Raw genomic sequence first — 15437 nt, forward strand, 5'->3', positions numbered from 1 at the left:
CTCCCTCAGATGGAGGCGTCCTCCAGCAGTTCGGTCACGAGGGCGGCAATCGGCGAGCGCTCTGATCGGTTCAGCGTGACGTGGCCGAACAGCGGGTGCCCCTTGAGGGTCTCGACGACGGCCGCGATGCCGTCATGCCGGCCCACCCGCAGGTTGTCCCGTTGTGCGACGTCGTGGGTGAGCACGATCTTGGAGTTCTGTCCCATGCGGCTCATCACGGTCAGCAGCACGTTCTTCTCCAGGGACTGCGCCTCGTCCACGATCACCCAGGAATCGTGCAGGGACCGGCCGCGGATGTGGGTGAGCGGCAGGACCTCCAGCATCCCCCGGTCGACCACCTCGTCCAGGACCTCGGTGGAGACCAGGGCTCCCAGGGTGTCGAACACGGCCTGGGCCCAGGGGTTCATCTTCTCGGACTCCGAACCGGGCAGGTATCCCAGTTCCTGGCCCCCGACGGCGTAGAGCGGGCGGAAGACCACCACCTTGCGGTGCTCGCGGCGTTCCATCACCGCCTCGAGTCCGGCGCAGAGTGCCAGCGCCGACTTGCCGGTACCGGCCCGGCCGCCCAGGGACACGATGCCGACGGTGGGGTCGAGCAGCAGGTCGATGGCCAGGCGCTGCTCCGCGGAGCGGCCGTGCAGGCCGAACACGTCCCGGTCCCCACGGACCACCTGCGTGTTGCGGTGCTGGTCCACCCGGCCCAGGGCGGAGCCGCGTGGCGAGGTGATCACCAGTCCGGTGTTCACCGGCAGCTCGGCCGCCTCGGCCACCGCCACCGGATCACCCGCGTAGAGGGCGTTGACCTCCTCCTCGGTTGCCCTGACCTCGGCCGTGCCGGTCCAGCCGGAGTCGCGGACGAGCTCGTTGCGGTACTCGTCGGCCTGGAGTCCCATGGCCGAGGCCTTGACGCGCATCGGCAGGTCCTTGGAGACCACCGTGACGTCACGCCCCTCGTCGGCGAAGTTCTTGGCCACCGCCAGGATGCGGGCGTCGTTCTCGGTGGACCGGAACCCGTGGGGCAGCACGTCCACGGAGATGTGGTTCAGCTCCACCCGCAGCGATCCGCCCTCCGTGCCCAGGGGCACCGGGCGGTTCAGCGATCCGTGCTCGATCCGCAGCTCATCCAGCAGCCGCAGCGCCTTGCGCGCGAAGTATCCCAGGTCCGGGTCGTCCCGCTTCTTCTCCAGTTCGGAGATCACCACGATCGGCAGGATCACCTCGTGCTCGGCGAAGCGCAGGATCGCCCGCGGATCGGACAGGAGCACGGAGGTGTCGAGCAGGTAGGACCGCTCCCCCACGCTCATCCGTGGTGCGGGCTGGGTGGCCTCCGGGGTGGTGGCGGCCAGGGCGGTAGACAGGTTATCCACGTCGGACTCCAGACCGGGGCACGCGCCCCGATGATCGAGGGGCGGGGTGGGGCGGACCGGCCGGGGGCCGGAACGGCCCCCCGCTGCGTGCTGTCGGGAGTGACGGCATACGGCCTGGCCTTTCCGATCAATCCGCCGGGTGCGGATCGACCTCGATCCGTGCCCGTCGGCGACTGATACCCCCACCGTAGGACCGCGCACCGGGGTGCGGGAGGAGAAAGCGCCAGGTGACGTGATTAACTTTCGGTGAAGGTATCGCCAACGGGTCACGGCCCCGTGTCGGGGCCGGCGTGGTCAGGACCCGAAGCGGCGCTGCCGGGAGGCGAAGTCCCGCAGGGCGCGGATGAAGTCCACCCGGCGGAAGTCCGGCCACAGGGCCTCGCAGAAGTAGAACTCCGAGTAGGCGGACTGCCACATCAGGAACCCGGAGAGGCGCTGCTCCCCCGAGGTGCGGATCACCAGGTCCGGGTCCGGCTGGCCGCGGGTGTAGAGGCGGTCGGAGATCTGCTCGTCCGTGAGTTCCGCGGCCACGTCCGCGGCACTGCGGCCGGCGGCGTCGGCCTCCAGCAGCAGCTCCTTGACCGCGTCCACGATCTCCCGGCGGCCGCCGTAGCCCACCGCGACGTTCACGTGCACCCCCTCGGCGTCCGCCGTGCGGGCCTGCAGGTCCTCCAGCGTCTCCGCCAGGCCCTCGGGGAGCAGGTCGGGCGCGCCGACGGCCTGCACGCGGACCCGGTGGCCGTTCTCCAGGCCGTCGGCCAGCCGGGCCAGGGTGTTGCCGATGATGCCGACCAGCTGTTCCAGCTCGTCCGGGGGGCGGTTCATGTTGTCCGTGGAGAGCATGTACAGCGTGACGACCTTGATGCCCAGCTCGTCGCACCAGCCGAGGAACTCGTGGATCTTCTCCGCGCCGGCCTGATGGCCGTCCGCCGTGGTGGCCCCCGAGGCCTTGGCCCAGCGGCGGTTGCCGTCCAGGACCACGCCGATGTGCCGCGGCAGCCGCTCCGGGTCCAGGCTCGAGGCGATGACCCGCTCATAGATGCTGTAGACCACGTTCGGTCCCACCATGGTCCCCCCACCTTCCGGCCGCGGTGCGCCCCGTGCCGGCGCTCCTGCTGGGGTCTACGGTAGCGAATCCCGGGTGCGACCCAGCTCCTTTCCAGACGGCCGGACTACTCTGGGGTAATGATGCAGCACCCCGTCACCGACCCCTCGGCCGGTACGCCGGACCTGGCCGAGCAGTCCTCACCACGCAGTCACTGGCGCATGGACCGCGTGACGGATCCCGACCACCCCGACTTCAAGCCGCGGATGCGGGGCCACCTGCACGCCGCGATGGTTCCCCCGGCCCTGGCGGCCGGCATCGTCCTGGTCGTCCTGGCGCCCACGCCCGGCCTGACCTGGGCCAGCGCGGTGTACGCCCTCACCGGGCTGATGCTGTTCGCGGTCTCGGCGACCTACCACCTGGTGCAGTGGACACCGAGGGTGGCCCTGGTGCTCAAACGGCTGGACCACACGAACATCATGCTGGTCATCGCCGGCACCTACACGCCCCTGTCCATCGCCCTGCTGCCCCCGGGCAAGGCCACGCTGCTGCTGTCCTGTGTCTGGGTCGGGGCCGTGGCGGGCGTGGCGTTCCGGGTGTTCTGGACCGCGGCGCCGCGCTGGCTCTACACCCCGGTCTACGTCCTGCTCGGACTGGCGGCCCTGCTGTTCATCGCGGACTTCTTCGCCGCCGACGCGGTGGCCGCCGTCCTGGTCTGCGCCGGCGGGGCCTGCTACATCATCGGCGCCGTGTTCTACGCCCTCAAGCGGCCGAACCTCCACCGCGAGTGGTTCGGCTTCCACGAGCTGTTCCACGCCTTCACCATCGGCGGCTTCGCCTGTCACTACGTCGCCATCATGTTCGCGGTGCTGCAGGCCTGATCTCCCCGCCGGTCCGCCCGCCACCGGACCGCTCGGGTCCGGGCCTCACGCGTCCGGGGCCGGCCCACGGCCGGCCAACCGGTCCAGGGCGTCGGTACCGCCCACGGGAGCATGGCACAACGTCCCGTGGCACAGGTAGAGGGTCGTCCCGCCGTCGCGAGGGCTCCGCCCGGCGGTGACGTCGTCCGGGTCCGACGCCGCATCGGGACCGGCGGCCGGCTCGGCGGACGCCTGGATACCGACCACGCCGCGGACGATCGCCCAGGCCAGGGCCCGCCGCCGGTCCTCCGCGGTGCCCCCGGTGGCCACCAGGAGGTCCTCGACCGCACCGTGCCGGGCCGCCAGCCGCAGGACCGTGGCGGTCTCCAGCGGGGCCTGCGCCCCCAGCCGGGCCAGGTGTCCGAGCAGCCGCTCCGCCCACGCCCGGGCTCCCCCGGCCGGCAGGGTCCCGGCATGGACCGGGGCCAGCACGTGCCACTGCAGCAGCACCTCGGCCCAGGCCCCGAGGGCGGACGGCTCGGCGCCGTCCAGCGGGGAGGCGAAGGAGGGGCCGCCCTGCGCCGCGGCCAGGACGGCGTCCCCGGCCGGGGCCGCCAGCAGGGCCGGACCGTGGTCGGTCCGGACCACCAGGGTCCCGACGACGGCGTCCACCACCGCCCCTGCCCGCGCCCTCCAGTGCTGGCGGCCGGTGGAGCGGTAGAGCGCGATGAAGGCCCCCGCCGCCTGGGCGTGGTCGGCGAGCGTCCCGGCGGCCGGACCGGGCCGGCCGTCGAGTGCCGAGCGGAGCACACGGGCGGGACCGGGCGGGGAGCCGCCGGCTCCCCGCGGTGACTCGCCGCCCGCCCCCGCCGCCGCGACGGCCAGCGGCCGGCAGTGCACCCGCCAGAGCGCCTCCCCGGCGGCGAGCGCCTGGTCCAGCAATCGGTCCTCGCCGAGCAGCGCCCACGCCTCGGCCAGGGCGGTGACGGTCATCCCGTTCCAGGCCGCCACCTCCTTGCCGTCCCGTGCCGGTTGCGGCCGGGAGGCCACCCGCCGCCGCAGCCCGGGCAGGGCCCGGTCCCACAGGTCCTGTTCGGTCTCCGTGAGCATCCGGCCGGCGTGCAGGGTCAGCGGTGCGGTGCCGGGTTCCACGGGCACCCCAGCCAGGGCCTCCGCCAGGTGCCCCGCCTCGACGGGACCGGCCTCGGGTGCCTCCGCGGCCAGGGCCTCACGCAACTCTGCGGGCGTCCACGTGTAGGTCGCCCCCTCCACGGGGCGGCCGTCCACCACGGTGTCCGCGTCCAGGCTGGCGGCGAACGCCCCGGAGGCGGTGGTCATCTGCTCCGCGAGCCAGGCCGCCGTTCCCAGGGCGAGGCGCCGGGCGAGGGCCGGATGGCGTGGGTCCAGCGGCGCCAGGTGGTCCAGGTGGTCTCCGAGCACCGCCCAGCGGGCGTACCAGCGCAGCAGCTGGGCGTTGTCGTAGAGCATCTTCTCGAAGTGGGGCAGCGCCCAGGCCCGGTCCGTGGCGTAACGGGCGAATCCCCCGGAGACCGGGTCCGCCAGGGACGAGGTCCCCATCACGGCCAGGGTGCGTGCGGCCAGGGCCCACGCCTGCGCCCGGGCGGGTCGGGGTCCCGTGGCCGCCGCCTGCAGCAGGAAGCCCAGGGCGGGGCTGGGCGGGAACTTGGGCGCCCCGGCGCCGAAACCGCCGTGCCCGGCGTCCTCCAGGCGTGCCAGCTGCGCGATCGCCTCGCTGACGGCACCGGAGAACGGATCCGGGCCGGCGGCGGTCTCCGGTTGGGCCTGCTCCGCCCCGAGCACGACGGCGGCCAGCGCCGTGGACTGCCGGCCCACCCCGGCGGCCAGGGCGACCGCCGCCTGCTCGACCTCGCCCCGGCGGTCCGTCCAGGCGGCGTGCACCGCGTCCAGGACCTGGCGGAAGGACGGCGTGCGCCCTCCCCCGCCGTGGTGGCCGGGCGTGGGCGGATAGTAGGTGCCCGCGTGGAAGGGGCGTCCGTCCGGGGTGGTGAACACGCTCATCGGCCAGCCGCCCTGACCGGTCAGCAGCTGGGTCGCGGTCATGTACGCCTCGTCCACGTCCGGGTGTTCCTCCCGGTCCACCTTGACCGCCACGAAGCGGGCGTTCAGCTCACGGGCGGTGTCCTCGTCCTCGAAGGACTCGTGCGCCATGACGTGGCACCAGTGGCAGGCGGCGTAACCGACGGAGACGAAGACCGGGACGTCCCGGCGGGCGGCCTCGGCGAAGGCCGCGGGCCCCCAGGGCCACCAGTCGACCGGGTTGCCGGCGTGCTGGAGCAGGTAGGGGCTGGTCGCGTCGGCGAGCTGGTTGGCCATGGCCCCACGGTAGGGCCGGCGCTCCCGGTCCCTCCAGCCTGTCCCGACGCTCCGTGGCCGCTCAGTCGCGGCCGGAGTCCGGTGCCTTCGGCTCCGGCGCCGGGCCGTCGAGGTATCCGGGGTACTTCTTCTGCAGCCGGGCCCGCTGGATGTCGATGTCGGAACCGGAGCGCCGGTCGACGTCGAGGTCCTCCTCCGGGTGGCGCACGTCCTCCGGGAGGTAACCCTGGTAGCGGTTCACGAGCATGTCCTCGGCCTGGCCGGAACGGTACTGCACCCGGCGGATGGAGCGGACCATGAGCCGGATGACCACGATGGCCATGGCCACCATCAACGCGGTGAACAGGAAACCCTCGATGCCCGGGGTGACCTCGGTCTGGTCCAGCCCCGGCTTCAGGGTCGGTTCGGGCACGCCCGGCATCGGCTGTCCGACGGCCGTATCACCGTCACCCGGGACGGCGGAGGCGGACAGGAGAAGGGGCGGGAAGGCGATCACGATCGACCATTCTACCGGTGGCCGCCCGCCCCCGGCCGACGGCGGGGGCCGGCCTCAGCGCAGGCCCGTGAACAGGTCGGTCTCCGGCAGGGTGGTCTCCACCCGGGAGTCGATCAGGACGTAGTCCTCCCAGGGCCAGGTCCGGCGCAGCAGCGAATTGGGGGCGGCGAAGAAGTGCCCGGTCGGGTCCACCTGGGTCCGGTGCGCCCGCAGGGCGGCATCGCGCCGCTCGAGGTAGTCGGCCACGTCGATCTGGGTGGTGACCCGGTGGTCGGTGATGCGGAACCGGGCCGGACCTGACTGTGCCTCCTGCTCCTCGGCTTCGGCGGCCGCCTCACGCTCGTCCCGCTCCTCCGCCAGCAGCTTCTCGTACCACGCCATCCGCTCCGTGAACGGGGACTCCTCGCCCGCGGCCAGGTAGGCCTCGTGCAGGGCGCGGTACTTGTCCGGGTTGAACGCGCGGTCGTAGTAGAGCTTGGACGGGGTCCACGGCTCGCCCAGCCCGGGGAACCGCTCCGGGTCGCCCGCGGCCCTGTAGGCCTCCACCGTGATCTCGTGGGACTTGATGTGGTCCGGGTGCGGGTAGCCGCCGATCTCGTCGTAGCTGATCAGCACGTGCGGCCGGAACTCCCGGATCACGCGCACCAGCGGCGCCGTGGCCCGGTCCAGGGGGACGGTGGCGAAACAGCCGAAGGGCAACGGCGGCAGCGGGTCCCCCTCGGGCAGCCCGGAGTCCATGAACCCGAGCCACCGGTGCTCGATCCCCAGGGCCGCACCGGCCTCGTCCATCTCGGCACGGCGCACCCCGGTGATGTCGCGGTCCAGTCGCACGGTGTCCCCGTAGGCGGGGTTCAGCAGGTCGCCGCGCTCGCCGCCGGTGCAGGTCACCACCATGACCTCCGCCCCGGCCTCCTCGTAGGCGGCCATCATCGCGGCCCCCTTCGAGGACTCGTCGTCCGGGTGGGCGTGGACCGCCATCAGGCGCAGGCCGTGGGAGGCCGGGACGCCGCGGGCCTCGGGACCGGCGTGCGAGGCCTCGGCCTCGACCGTTCCGTAGTCGGCCTGGCCCACCGGGACGCCGAACTCCGGCGCGCCGGTACCGTCCGGGTCGATCAGGGAAGAACTGCTCACGTGGCCTCGGCTGCTTTCCCGCCCCGTCCCACGCCCGGCGGGCGTGCTGAGGCGGCATGATCGGGGACCTGCACGGTCCGGTGGACGTCGATGGAGCCTCGGGTCGCCGGGATACCATGGAGCGATATGGATTCCTCACCCCAGGCCTCGGCGGACCAAGCGCCGAGGGACAGCCTAGCGAACCGGTATGGGCGCTCCCAGCGCACCGGCCCGACCTTCTGGACCCGCTGGGGCCGTTGGGTCGCGGCGGCGGCCCTGGTCCTCGCGGTCGGTGTGGTGGCCTGGCTCACCGCCTCGGCCACCGACCGGACCCTGGACTGGAAGGACGTGGGGTTCGAGATCTCCTCCCCCACCCGGGCCTCGGTGACCTTCCAGCTCACCAAGGATCCCGAGGACACCGTGGAGTGCGCCGTCCAGGTCCTGTCGGAGCAGTACGCGGTGGTGGGATGGCGCACCGTGGTGATCGGGCCCGAGGACGAGACCGGCAGCGGCCTGCCCTCGGACCGGACCCGGTACTACGACGTCACACTGCGCACCGACGAGCTCGGCGTCAACGGCGGGGTCAACTCATGCTGGATCCGCGAGCCCTGAGCCGGCCGTCCGGAGCGACCGGCGTCCGTGACGAACTGAGACGCTGATCACGACGGACGTGACGGATGTGAAGCAGATCCGTTAGAGTGGACCCCATTGGTTCTCGACCCCGCCCGACGGGGCCCGTACGGATTCCGGTCCGTGAAGGCTCCTCCGGCGGGGTTCTTGCATGGATGCCACCCGGGCTGCACTCGCAGCACAGCGCCATGCACCGGAAGCACTGTGCGGTCCCGGTCGTCCCGGTTCCTCCGCCCAGTCGACCGACCCGAAGGAGAAGACGCGTCCATGAGCAACACCGACAGCGCTCCCTGGCTGACCCAGGAGGCCTACGACCGCCTGAAGCAGGAGCTGGACCATATCTCCGGTCCCGGCCGCCAGGAGATCATCGACCGCATCGAGCAGGCCCGCGAGGAGGGTGACCTCAAGGAGAACGGGGGCTACCACGCCGCCCGCGAGGAGCAGTCCAAGAACGAGGGCCGCATCCAGGAGCTCAAATACCTCCTCGAGACCGCGGTGATCGGCGCCGCCCCGGCCGACAACGGCGTGGTGGAGCCCGGCATGGTCGTCGAGGCGAAGATCGCCGGCGATGCGGAGACCTTCCTGTTCGGCAACCGCGAGATCGCCGATGACAAGGACTCGATCACCGTCTACTCCGAGCGTTCCCCGCTCGGCGAGGCCATCCAGGGCGCCAAGGTGGGCGACACGCTCTCCTACTCGGCCCCGAACGGCAAGGACATCACCGTGGAGATCGTCTCCGCGAAGCCCTACCAGGGCTGAGCCACCCCCGAGACGGCCCCGGCCGGGCGCTGCCCGGCGCCCGGGGCACGGACGGACCACGACGGCGGCGCACCGGTTTCGCACCGGTGCGCCGCCGTCGTTGTTGCTAGGTTGGGGTCATGCTCATCGTCGAAGAGACCTTCTTGCTGCTGACCAAGGACAACGGGGCCGCCGAGAGGGTCTCGCGATACCGCCGCCACGGGCTCGTGGCGGCCCTGCTGACGGACCTGGCCGGGGCCGGGGTCATCGACGTCGGCGAGGGCCGGGACCCCCGGGTCGCGGTGGTGCGGGCCGGCACCACCGGCGATCCCGTGCTGGACGCCTCGCTGCCCGCCCTGGACCGGTTGTCCGGGAAGAGGATCTCCGCGCTGCTGGCCAGCCCGACGCTGGATCCGGAGCGGGCCGTGGGGCACGCGCTGGCCCGGCAGGGCATCGTGCGGGAGATCCCCCGCCGGTTCCGCGCCCCCCACTACGTCACCACCAGCCCGGCACCCGAGATCGCCCTGCGCCAGCGGCTCGGCGAGGTCCTGGCCGGGACCCGTGAGGCCACCCGGGCCGACGGGACCGTGCTCGGCATCCTCAAGGCCCTGAACCTCGCCTACGGCCTGCTCGGCCCGGCCCGCGGCGACCTGGACCGCCGCGGGCTGGCACGGCGCATCGTGGCCGTCTCCCAGGAGAACCCGGCCGTGGCGGCCCTGCAGCGGAGGGTGGGCACCATCCCGGCCTCCACCACGGTCGCCGTGACCGCGGCCGGCGCCGCCGGCGCGGCCTGAGCCGGGCGCCCCGACGCCGCCTGACCGCTCAGGCCGGATCCGTGGAGCCCTCCTCCACGGGCGTGACGGCCGGTTCCGGCGTCCCCTCCGCAGCCAGCGCCTGGTGGCGTCGGTAGACCTGGACGCCGATGGCCACGGGGATGGCCGCGACGGCGGCCGCCCGCATCCAGGGCCGGTCCAGGACGTGGCCGGTCACCGCGTCCAGGGACACCCGTCCGGCGCCGCCGACCGCGAAGGCCGTGGCGGCCAGGCCGAGCACCGCGGGGTACTCCAGGCCACCCTCGGTGGCGAAGAAGCCCTGGGGGGCGTGCACGCTGGCCGCCACGCCCATGGTCGTGGCCGCTGCCGCACCGGCGGCCGGCGTCGCCAGGCCGAGGGCCAGCGCCAGGCCGGCGCCGGCCTCACCGACCCCGGCGAGCACGGCGCTGGTCTTGCCCGGGCGGAAGCCCATGGCGTGCAGGCCCTGGCTGGTTCCCTCGAGACCACCGCCACCGAACCAGCCGAACAGCTTCTGCGTGCCGTGGGCGAACAGCACTCCGCCGAGGCCGACGCGGAACAGCGTCCGGGCAGCGGTGGTCGCGTTGGGGGTGGGGTTCTCGTAGCTCATCGGGGTCCTTCCAGGTGGGTGAATGATGGCGCGGGTGCGCGCCGCCCACCCTAGCGCTCGGTGCCCGGTTGGTGCTGGTCCACCTGCGGCTGGTACCCGGAGGCGCGCAACCGGCCCAGCACCTGCTCGGAGTGGTCCAGGCCGCGGGTCTCCATGTCGATGGTGATCGTCACGTCGCCCATGCCCAGCGATCCGCCGATGCGCGTGTGGTCCACGCGGGTGACGTTCGCGTCCGTCTCGGCGATGATCCGCGAGATGGTGGACAGCTCGCCGGGCCGGTCCTGCAGGGACATCTTCACCGTCAGGTAGCGCCCGGCCGCGGCCAGGCCGGACTGGATGACCTTGAGCATCAGCATCGGGTCGATGTTCCCGCCCGAGAGCAGCACCACGGTGTGCTTCGACTGGATGCCCAGCTCGGCCAGCTTGCCCTCCAGCAAGGCGGCCACCCCGACCCCGCCGGCCGGCTCCACGACCATCTTGGAGCGCTCCAGCAGGAACACCAGCGCGTTGGCGATGGCGTCCTCCGAGACGGTCACCACCCCGTCCACGAGCTCCCGGATGATCTGGAACGGGATCTGCCCCGGCTTGCCCACGGCGATGCCGTCGGCGATGGTGGACACGGTCTCCAGCGGCACCAGGGCGTCCGCGGCCAGCGAGGGCGGGTACGCCGCCGCGTTCTCCGCCTGCACGCCGATGATGTTGATGTGCCGGCCCTGGCGCCGGGCCATCTCCTTGACGGCCACCGCCACCCCCGCCAACAGTCCGCCGCCGCCGATCCCCATGACCAGGGTGTCGACGTCGGGGGCCTGCTCGAGGATCTCCAGACCGATGGTGCCCTGACCCGCGACCACGTCCGCGTTGTCGAAGGGGTGGATGAACACGGCGCCGACCTCCTCGGCGTACCGCTGGGCCTCGGCAAGGGCCTCGTCCACGTTGTTCCCGAACAGCACCACCTCGGCACCGTGGTCCCGGGTGGCCTGGAGCTTGGGCAGCGCCACGCCCAGGGGCATGAAGATCCGGGCCTTGATCCCGAGCTTGGAGGCGGCCAGGGCCACTCCCTGGGCGTGGTTGCCGGCCGAGGCGGCCACCACGCCGCGGGCCTTCTCCTCGTCGCTGAGCTTGGCCATCCGCACGTAGGCGCCCCGGACCTTGAACGATCCGGCGCGCTGGAGGTTCTCGCACTTGAGGTGCACCGTGGCGCCCGTGACCCGTCCCAGGGCCCGGGAGTGGTCCAGCGGCGTCGGGACGATGACGTCCCGCAGCATCTCGCGGGCCTGTTCGATGTCGGCGAGGGTCACGGGCAGGACCGGGCGGGTCCCGGAGGCCTCGCCGACGGCGTCGGCACCGGCCTCGGCCGGCACGGTGGCGTCGTCCGGGGCATGCTCCGGACGCTGGCTCTGCGGGGTCGTGGTCACTGGTGTCCTCCGTCCTGGTCCGGCCGGCGGCCGGAGCGGTCCATCCCCGTATTGTCCTCCCCCGGACCGGTCCCGCCGCGCACATTGCCGCCGTCGGGACTCACGCGGGCGGCGTCGGGGCCGTCGTCGTCCGCCGTCCCGGCGCCGCCGCGCTCACGCCAGCGCCGGGGCAGGAAGCGGGAACGGGTCTGGGACCGCTTGAGTTCACGGCGCGCCCGGCGTCGTTCCGTGACGCTGGTGCTGCCCCGGCCCTCGGTCCCGTCGGCTCCCCCGGTGGCCTTGCGCACCACCCCGTCGATGGTCTCGTAGGCACGGCCCCACGGCCCCTCGAGCTCGGCGGCGCGCTCCTTCAGCGTCCCCTCCCGCGGGACGTCCGGTCCGGGTTCCTGGTCGCCCTCCAGCCACGGCCGGGCGTGGAAGTACTTGATCGTCGCGTTGAGGAACGCCATCAGCGGGACCGCGAAGACGGCGCCCACGAGGCCCAGCACGGCCGTGCCCCCCGAGACCGCCAGGAACACGGCCAGCGGGTGCAGGCTGACCGCCCGGCCCATGACGAGGGGCTGCAGGACGTTGCCCTCGATCTGCTGCACGAGCAGCACGACGCCCAGCATAATCAGCGCGTTGACGGGGCCGTTGGCCACCAGGGCCAGCAGCACCGCCACGGCGCCGGTCAAGAAGGCACCGACCAGCGGGATGAAGGACCCGAAGAACACCAGCACGCCCAGCGGCAGGGCCAGCGGCACGCCCAGGACCCAGGCGCCGGTACCGATGCCGACGGCGTCCACGAAGGCCACGAAGATCTGCACCCGCACGTAACTGCCCAGGGAGTTCCAGCCGGCCTTGCCGGCCCCGTCGATGGCCTCGCGGTGACGGCGGGGCACGAAGTTCAGGCAGAACCGCCAGATCCGCTGGCCGTCGTAGAGGAAGAAGATCAGGGCGAAGACGGCCAGCACGGTGCCGGCCGCGATGTTGCCGGCCGTGGAGCCGAAGCCCAGGGCACCGGAGAGGATCTGCTGGCTGTTGTTGCGGACCGTGTCGCCGAGGTTGGCGAAGATGTCGTTCCACTGGTCCGTGGTCACGCCCACGCTGGCGAGCCAGGCGACGATGCCCTGGACGCCGACCATGATCTGGTCGCGCATGTCCGTGAAGCCCACGGTCAGTTGCTGGCCGACGAGGGTCAGCAGGCCCACGATGATCGCCAGGAAGCCGATGATGATCGCCGTCACGGACAGGCCGGTGGGCACGCCCCAGCGGCGGAACCGCTGGTGCACGGGATTGAGCAGCGTGGCGAGCAGCGCCGCGATGATCAACGGGATGACCAGCAGGGACACGTGGCTGAGCAGCCAGATGCTCGCCCCGGCCATGGCCAGCACCAGCAGGACGCGCCAGGACCAGGCGGCGGCGACCGTCAGTCCGTAGGGGACGTCGGTGGCAACCCGGTTGGCCTGCTGGGATGCCGTGAGCAGGGGATCACGTCCCGGGACAGCCAGTTCGGCCCCGTTCCCGGGCGTGGGCTGGGGGGTGGTGCTCAAGGACTTGCCTCCTGGTGTCACAGTCGCCCGGTGATGCCCCAGGCGGCTGCCAACCGGCCACCCGCACCGATCCAGGCCAGGCCCTCGCCGCTGTTGAGGGCGTTCGCCGGGGCGGTCATCGGCTCCACCGCCACCGCCCGGTGGCGGCCGGGGAACCTATCCGTGAAGAACACGTGCACGTAGCCGTAGGCCGGTTCGGTCCACAGTTCCACGCTCCGGCCGTCCGGGGCGGTCAGCACGTGGTGGTGCAGTCCGTCCTGGCCTGGCACCAGGTCCGTGAAGGCGGCGTCGAGCAGCTCGGTGCCGACGCGCCGTCCGGCACGGAAGTCCGTCGCGGTCCCGTCGACCGCGACGGAACCGGTGGGGATCATCCGGTCGTCGGACTCCAGCCGGGTGCTCGCGGAGAGCATGAGGGTCAGGTCCTCGCTGGGCACCTGGCCGATCCGCAGGAACGGGTGTGCGCCGAAGGCCACCGGCGCCGGGCGGGGCGAGTGGTTGGTGAGCTGCTGGTGCACGGTGAGGGCGCCGGCGTCATCCAGGGCGTAGTCGACCTGGTGCGTGAGCCGGAAGGGGTAGCCGTGCTGGGGATGGATCTCACCGCACAGGACCACCCGGTGCCCGGAGAACCGGACCGCGTGCAGGGCCGTGTTCCGCAACAGGCCGTGGCTGGCGTTGGACCGCGACGGCTCGGTCAGGTCCAGCTGCTGGGTGACCCCGTCCAGCTCCCACCGTCCGTCCCGGACCCGGTTGGGCCACGGGGAGAGCTGGATCCCGCAGGCGGAGGGCGGAAGCTCGTCCTCGTCGTAGGTCTCCACCAGGGCGGTGCCGCCCACCTCGTAGCGGCGCAGGGCGCCGGCCAGGGAGGTCACGGTCGCCTCGGCCCCGCCGCGGCGAATGACGTACTGCGTGCCGGTGGCCGCCGGCCCGCCGAAGGCGGGCGTGGCGGCCACCGTGGATGCGTCGGTCATCGTGTGGATCGTCGGGACGGGCGGTCCGGGACGGTCAGTCGTTGCCGCGCAGGATCGCCAGGATGCGCAGGATCTCCACGTACAGCCACACCAGGGTGACGGTGAGCCCGAACGCCGCGGACCAGGAGTACTTCTGCGGGGCACCGGCCTTGACGCCCTCGGTGATGGCGGTGAAGTCCATGACCAGCGAGAACGCCGCCAGGAACACGGCCAGGACGCCAATGCCCAGGCCGAGCAGCGGGAACTCGCCGCGCAGGCCGAACATGGCGTCGGTGACGCCGAAGAGCATCAGGAAAAGGTTGACCAACGAGAACAGGGCATAGCCGATCATCGCGATCATGAAGATCTTCACGGACTTGGCGGAGACCCGCCACTTACCGGAGGCGAACAGCGCGAGGGTCACGGCGAACACGCAGAACGTGGCCAGCACGGCCTGGACGGCGATGCCCGGCCACATCTGCTCGAAGACCTGGGAGATGCCGCCCAGGAACAGGCCCTCAGCGGCGGCGTAGAGGAGGATCAGGACCGGCGACGGCTCACGCTTGAAGGAGTTGACCAGGCCCAGGACGAGGCCGACGATCGCCCCGGGGAGCATCAGAGCCGGCATCATCCAGCCGACCACCGCACCGACCAGGACGAGGCCCAGGGTGATGATGGTCTTGGCGATGACGTCGTTGTAGCTCATCCGCCCGGTGTCGGCGGGGCCGGCGGCGGGCTGGGCGTACATCTGCTCCAGCTGCTCCGGGGAGTACTGCGGGGTCCGGGGGCCTGCTGGCCGTACTGCGGCTGCTGGCCGCCCTGGTACCAGCCCTGGCCCTGCTGGGAGCCCTGGCCGCCCTGGTACCAGCCCGGTGCCTGCCGGGTCGCGGCGCCGCCCCGGCCGTCACCGGAGTGCATCTGTTCCTGGAAGTTCTTGCTGTTGAAGACGGGGTTGGCCACTGGCCATCTCCTCTGCTGATCGCGTGCGGTCCACGGTGGTGCGGCCTGACCTCGCGGGTCAGACGTGGGGGGCTGGCTCCAGTCTACCGTCCGCATCCGAAAAGCAACCTGACAGCGGACGGATCGCGGGCCCGTCCGCTGACAGCGCAAGGTGTCACCTCTCCGTCCGACCGAGGAGCCTCGCCTCGCGGTGGCGAACTCCGCGTCCGGGAGCAGGCCGGATTGCGTGCGTTCGGCTCCTGGCGGTCCCCATCAGGCACTGGGGGCAGTACCCCGGCCCGAGGCGCGCGCACGGCCGGGACCGTGGTGCCCCCGGTGGGACTCGAAACCTCCCCAGCCTTGCCTTGGCGTGGAGTTCCGCGTGATTCTGGGGTTTTGATGCGGCGGGATGAGTGAGAATCGGGACAGTTGTGGGCAAAGTGTGGGCACGACGCTCGCGTCCTTCATAAGCCTCTTGAACGGTGCGTACGGATTCTCCCGAACGACCTGCCACTCTAAGTCCGACGGACCGCACGTGGTGGAAGCCCGGAGAGGGGCCGAACTCGGGTGCAATTTCCCCGCCTGGCAGCCGCTTCCATCGC

General features: G+C 72.3%; 15 protein-coding genes. 4 read left to right on the forward strand and 11 right to left on the reverse strand.

The window, feature by feature from the left end; all coding sequences use genetic code 11:
• Window positions 1–5: 5 nt before the first annotated feature.
• Both CITRI_RS0102250 and CITRI_RS0102255 read right to left on the reverse strand, forming a co-directional pair.
• Window positions 6–1304 (reverse strand): PhoH family protein, encoded by a 1299-nt coding sequence (locus CITRI_RS0102250; RefSeq protein ID WP_083843231.1) that lies wholly within the window; start codon window positions 1302–1304, stop codon window positions 6–8.
• Between the two features lie 357 nt (window positions 1305–1661).
• Window positions 1662–2435, reverse strand: coding sequence for an isoprenyl transferase (locus tag CITRI_RS0102255; protein WP_010142945.1), 774 nt, complete (start codon window positions 2433–2435; stop codon window positions 1662–1664).
• A gap of 117 nt (window positions 2436–2552) precedes the next feature.
• Here CITRI_RS0102255 and CITRI_RS0102260 point away from each other — a divergent pair, with 117 nt between their 5' ends.
• Window positions 2553–3293 carry a hemolysin III family protein gene (locus tag CITRI_RS0102260; RefSeq protein ID WP_010142946.1) on the forward strand — a complete coding sequence of 247 codons (741 nt, stop codon included), beginning with the start codon at window positions 2553–2555 and terminating at the stop codon, window positions 3291–3293.
• Between the two features lie 45 nt (window positions 3294–3338).
• On the opposite strand, the gene CITRI_RS0102265 is transcribed toward CITRI_RS0102260, so the two are convergent.
• The 3 genes from CITRI_RS0102265 to mca form a co-directional block, all read right to left on the reverse strand.
• Window positions 3339–5627, reverse strand: coding sequence for a thioredoxin domain-containing protein (locus CITRI_RS0102265; RefSeq protein ID WP_010142947.1), 2289 nt, complete (start codon window positions 5625–5627; stop codon window positions 3339–3341).
• Window positions 5628–5688: 61 nt separating this feature from the next.
• Entirely contained in the window at window positions 5689–6123 is a 435-nt protein-coding gene (locus tag CITRI_RS0102270) for a hypothetical protein (RefSeq protein WP_010142948.1), read from the reverse strand.
• Between the two features lie 54 nt (window positions 6124–6177).
• Complete coding sequence (gene mca / locus CITRI_RS0102275) at window positions 6178–7254, reverse strand: mycothiol conjugate amidase Mca (protein ID WP_010142949.1); 1077 nt, start codon at window positions 7252–7254, stop codon at window positions 6178–6180.
• A gap of 126 nt (window positions 7255–7380) precedes the next feature.
• On the opposite strand from mca, the gene CITRI_RS15965 reads away from it, so the two are divergent.
• From CITRI_RS15965 to CITRI_RS0102290, 3 genes are all read left to right on the forward strand, one after another.
• Window positions 7381–7845, forward strand: coding sequence for a DUF4307 domain-containing protein (locus CITRI_RS15965; RefSeq protein ID WP_010142950.1), 465 nt, complete (start codon window positions 7381–7383; stop codon window positions 7843–7845).
• A 285-nt stretch (window positions 7846–8130) separates the two neighbouring features.
• On the forward strand, window positions 8131–8622 hold the full coding sequence (gene greA / locus CITRI_RS0102285) for a transcription elongation factor GreA (protein ID WP_010142951.1): 492 nt from the start codon (window positions 8131–8133) through the stop codon (window positions 8620–8622).
• Window positions 8623–8741: 119 nt separating this feature from the next.
• Entirely contained in the window at window positions 8742–9395 is a 654-nt protein-coding gene (locus CITRI_RS0102290) for a GPP34 family phosphoprotein (protein ID WP_010142952.1), read from the forward strand.
• Window positions 9396–9423: 28 nt separating this feature from the next.
• Here the strand turns inward: CITRI_RS0102290 and CITRI_RS15970 are convergent, their stop codons facing one another.
• The 6 genes from CITRI_RS15970 to CITRI_RS20550 form a co-directional block, all read right to left on the reverse strand.
• Entirely contained in the window at window positions 9424–10002 is a 579-nt protein-coding gene (locus CITRI_RS15970; RefSeq protein WP_010142953.1) for a DoxX family protein, read from the reverse strand.
• A 50-nt stretch (window positions 10003–10052) separates the two neighbouring features.
• Complete coding sequence (gene ilvA / locus CITRI_RS0102300; protein WP_050813558.1) at window positions 10053–11267, reverse strand: threonine ammonia-lyase; 1215 nt, start codon at window positions 11265–11267, stop codon at window positions 10053–10055.
• 146 nt (window positions 11268–11413) lie between these two features.
• On the reverse strand, window positions 11414–12949 hold the full coding sequence (locus CITRI_RS0102305) for an AI-2E family transporter (protein WP_010142955.1): 1536 nt from the start codon (window positions 12947–12949) through the stop codon (window positions 11414–11416).
• Window positions 12950–12966: 17 nt separating this feature from the next.
• Window positions 12967–13917, reverse strand: coding sequence for an aldose 1-epimerase family protein (locus CITRI_RS0102310; RefSeq protein WP_010142957.1), 951 nt, complete (start codon window positions 13915–13917; stop codon window positions 12967–12969).
• Between the two features lie 34 nt (window positions 13918–13951).
• Window positions 13952–14644, reverse strand: a complete 693-nt coding sequence (locus CITRI_RS15975; protein ID WP_010142958.1) for a Bax inhibitor-1/YccA family protein — start codon at window positions 14642–14644, stop codon at window positions 13952–13954.
• The gene (locus tag CITRI_RS20550) at window positions 14599–14856 is read right to left on the reverse strand and encodes a hypothetical protein (RefSeq protein WP_010142959.1); all 258 of its coding nucleotides are present in this window, start codon (window positions 14854–14856) and stop codon (window positions 14599–14601) included. The genes CITRI_RS15975 and CITRI_RS20550 overlap by 46 nt, the downstream gene beginning before the upstream one ends.
• Window positions 14857–15437: the final 581 nt, after the last annotated feature.

Origin of the sequence: Citricoccus sp. CH26A (genome assembly GCF_000224415.1) — a bacterium.
Lineage (GTDB): Bacteria > Actinomycetota > Actinomycetes > Actinomycetales > Micrococcaceae > Citricoccus.

Coding starts and splice junctions, on each gene's coding strand:
- CITRI_RS0102290 (WP_010142952.1), top strand. CDS start 8,742: ATGCTCATCGTCGAAGAGACCTTCTTGCTGCTGACCAAGGACAACGGG.
- CITRI_RS0102260 (WP_010142946.1), top strand. CDS start 2,553: ATGATGCAGCACCCCGTCACCGACCCCTCGGCCGGTACGCCGGACCTG.
- ilvA (WP_050813558.1), bottom strand. CDS start 11,267: ATGCTGCGGGACGTCATCGTCCCGACGCCGCTGGACCACTCCCGGGCC.
- CITRI_RS15965 (WP_010142950.1), top strand. CDS start 7,381: ATGGATTCCTCACCCCAGGCCTCGGCGGACCAAGCGCCGAGGGACAGC.
- CITRI_RS15975 (WP_010142958.1), bottom strand. CDS start 14,644: ATGTACGCCCAGCCCGCCGCCGGCCCCGCCGACACCGGGCGGATGAGC.
- CITRI_RS0102250 (WP_083843231.1), bottom strand. CDS start 1,304: ATGAGCGTGGGGGAGCGGTCCTACCTGCTCGACACCTCCGTGCTCCTG.
- CITRI_RS0102255 (WP_010142945.1), bottom strand. CDS start 2,435: ATGGTGGGACCGAACGTGGTCTACAGCATCTATGAGCGGGTCATCGCC.
- greA (WP_010142951.1), top strand. CDS start 8,131: ATGAGCAACACCGACAGCGCTCCCTGGCTGACCCAGGAGGCCTACGAC.
- CITRI_RS0102265 (WP_010142947.1), bottom strand. CDS start 5,627: ATGGCCAACCAGCTCGCCGACGCGACCAGCCCCTACCTGCTCCAGCAC.
- CITRI_RS15970 (WP_010142953.1), bottom strand. CDS start 10,002: ATGAGCTACGAGAACCCCACCCCCAACGCGACCACCGCTGCCCGGACG.
- CITRI_RS0102310 (WP_010142957.1), bottom strand. CDS start 13,917: ATGACCGACGCATCCACGGTGGCCGCCACGCCCGCCTTCGGCGGGCCG.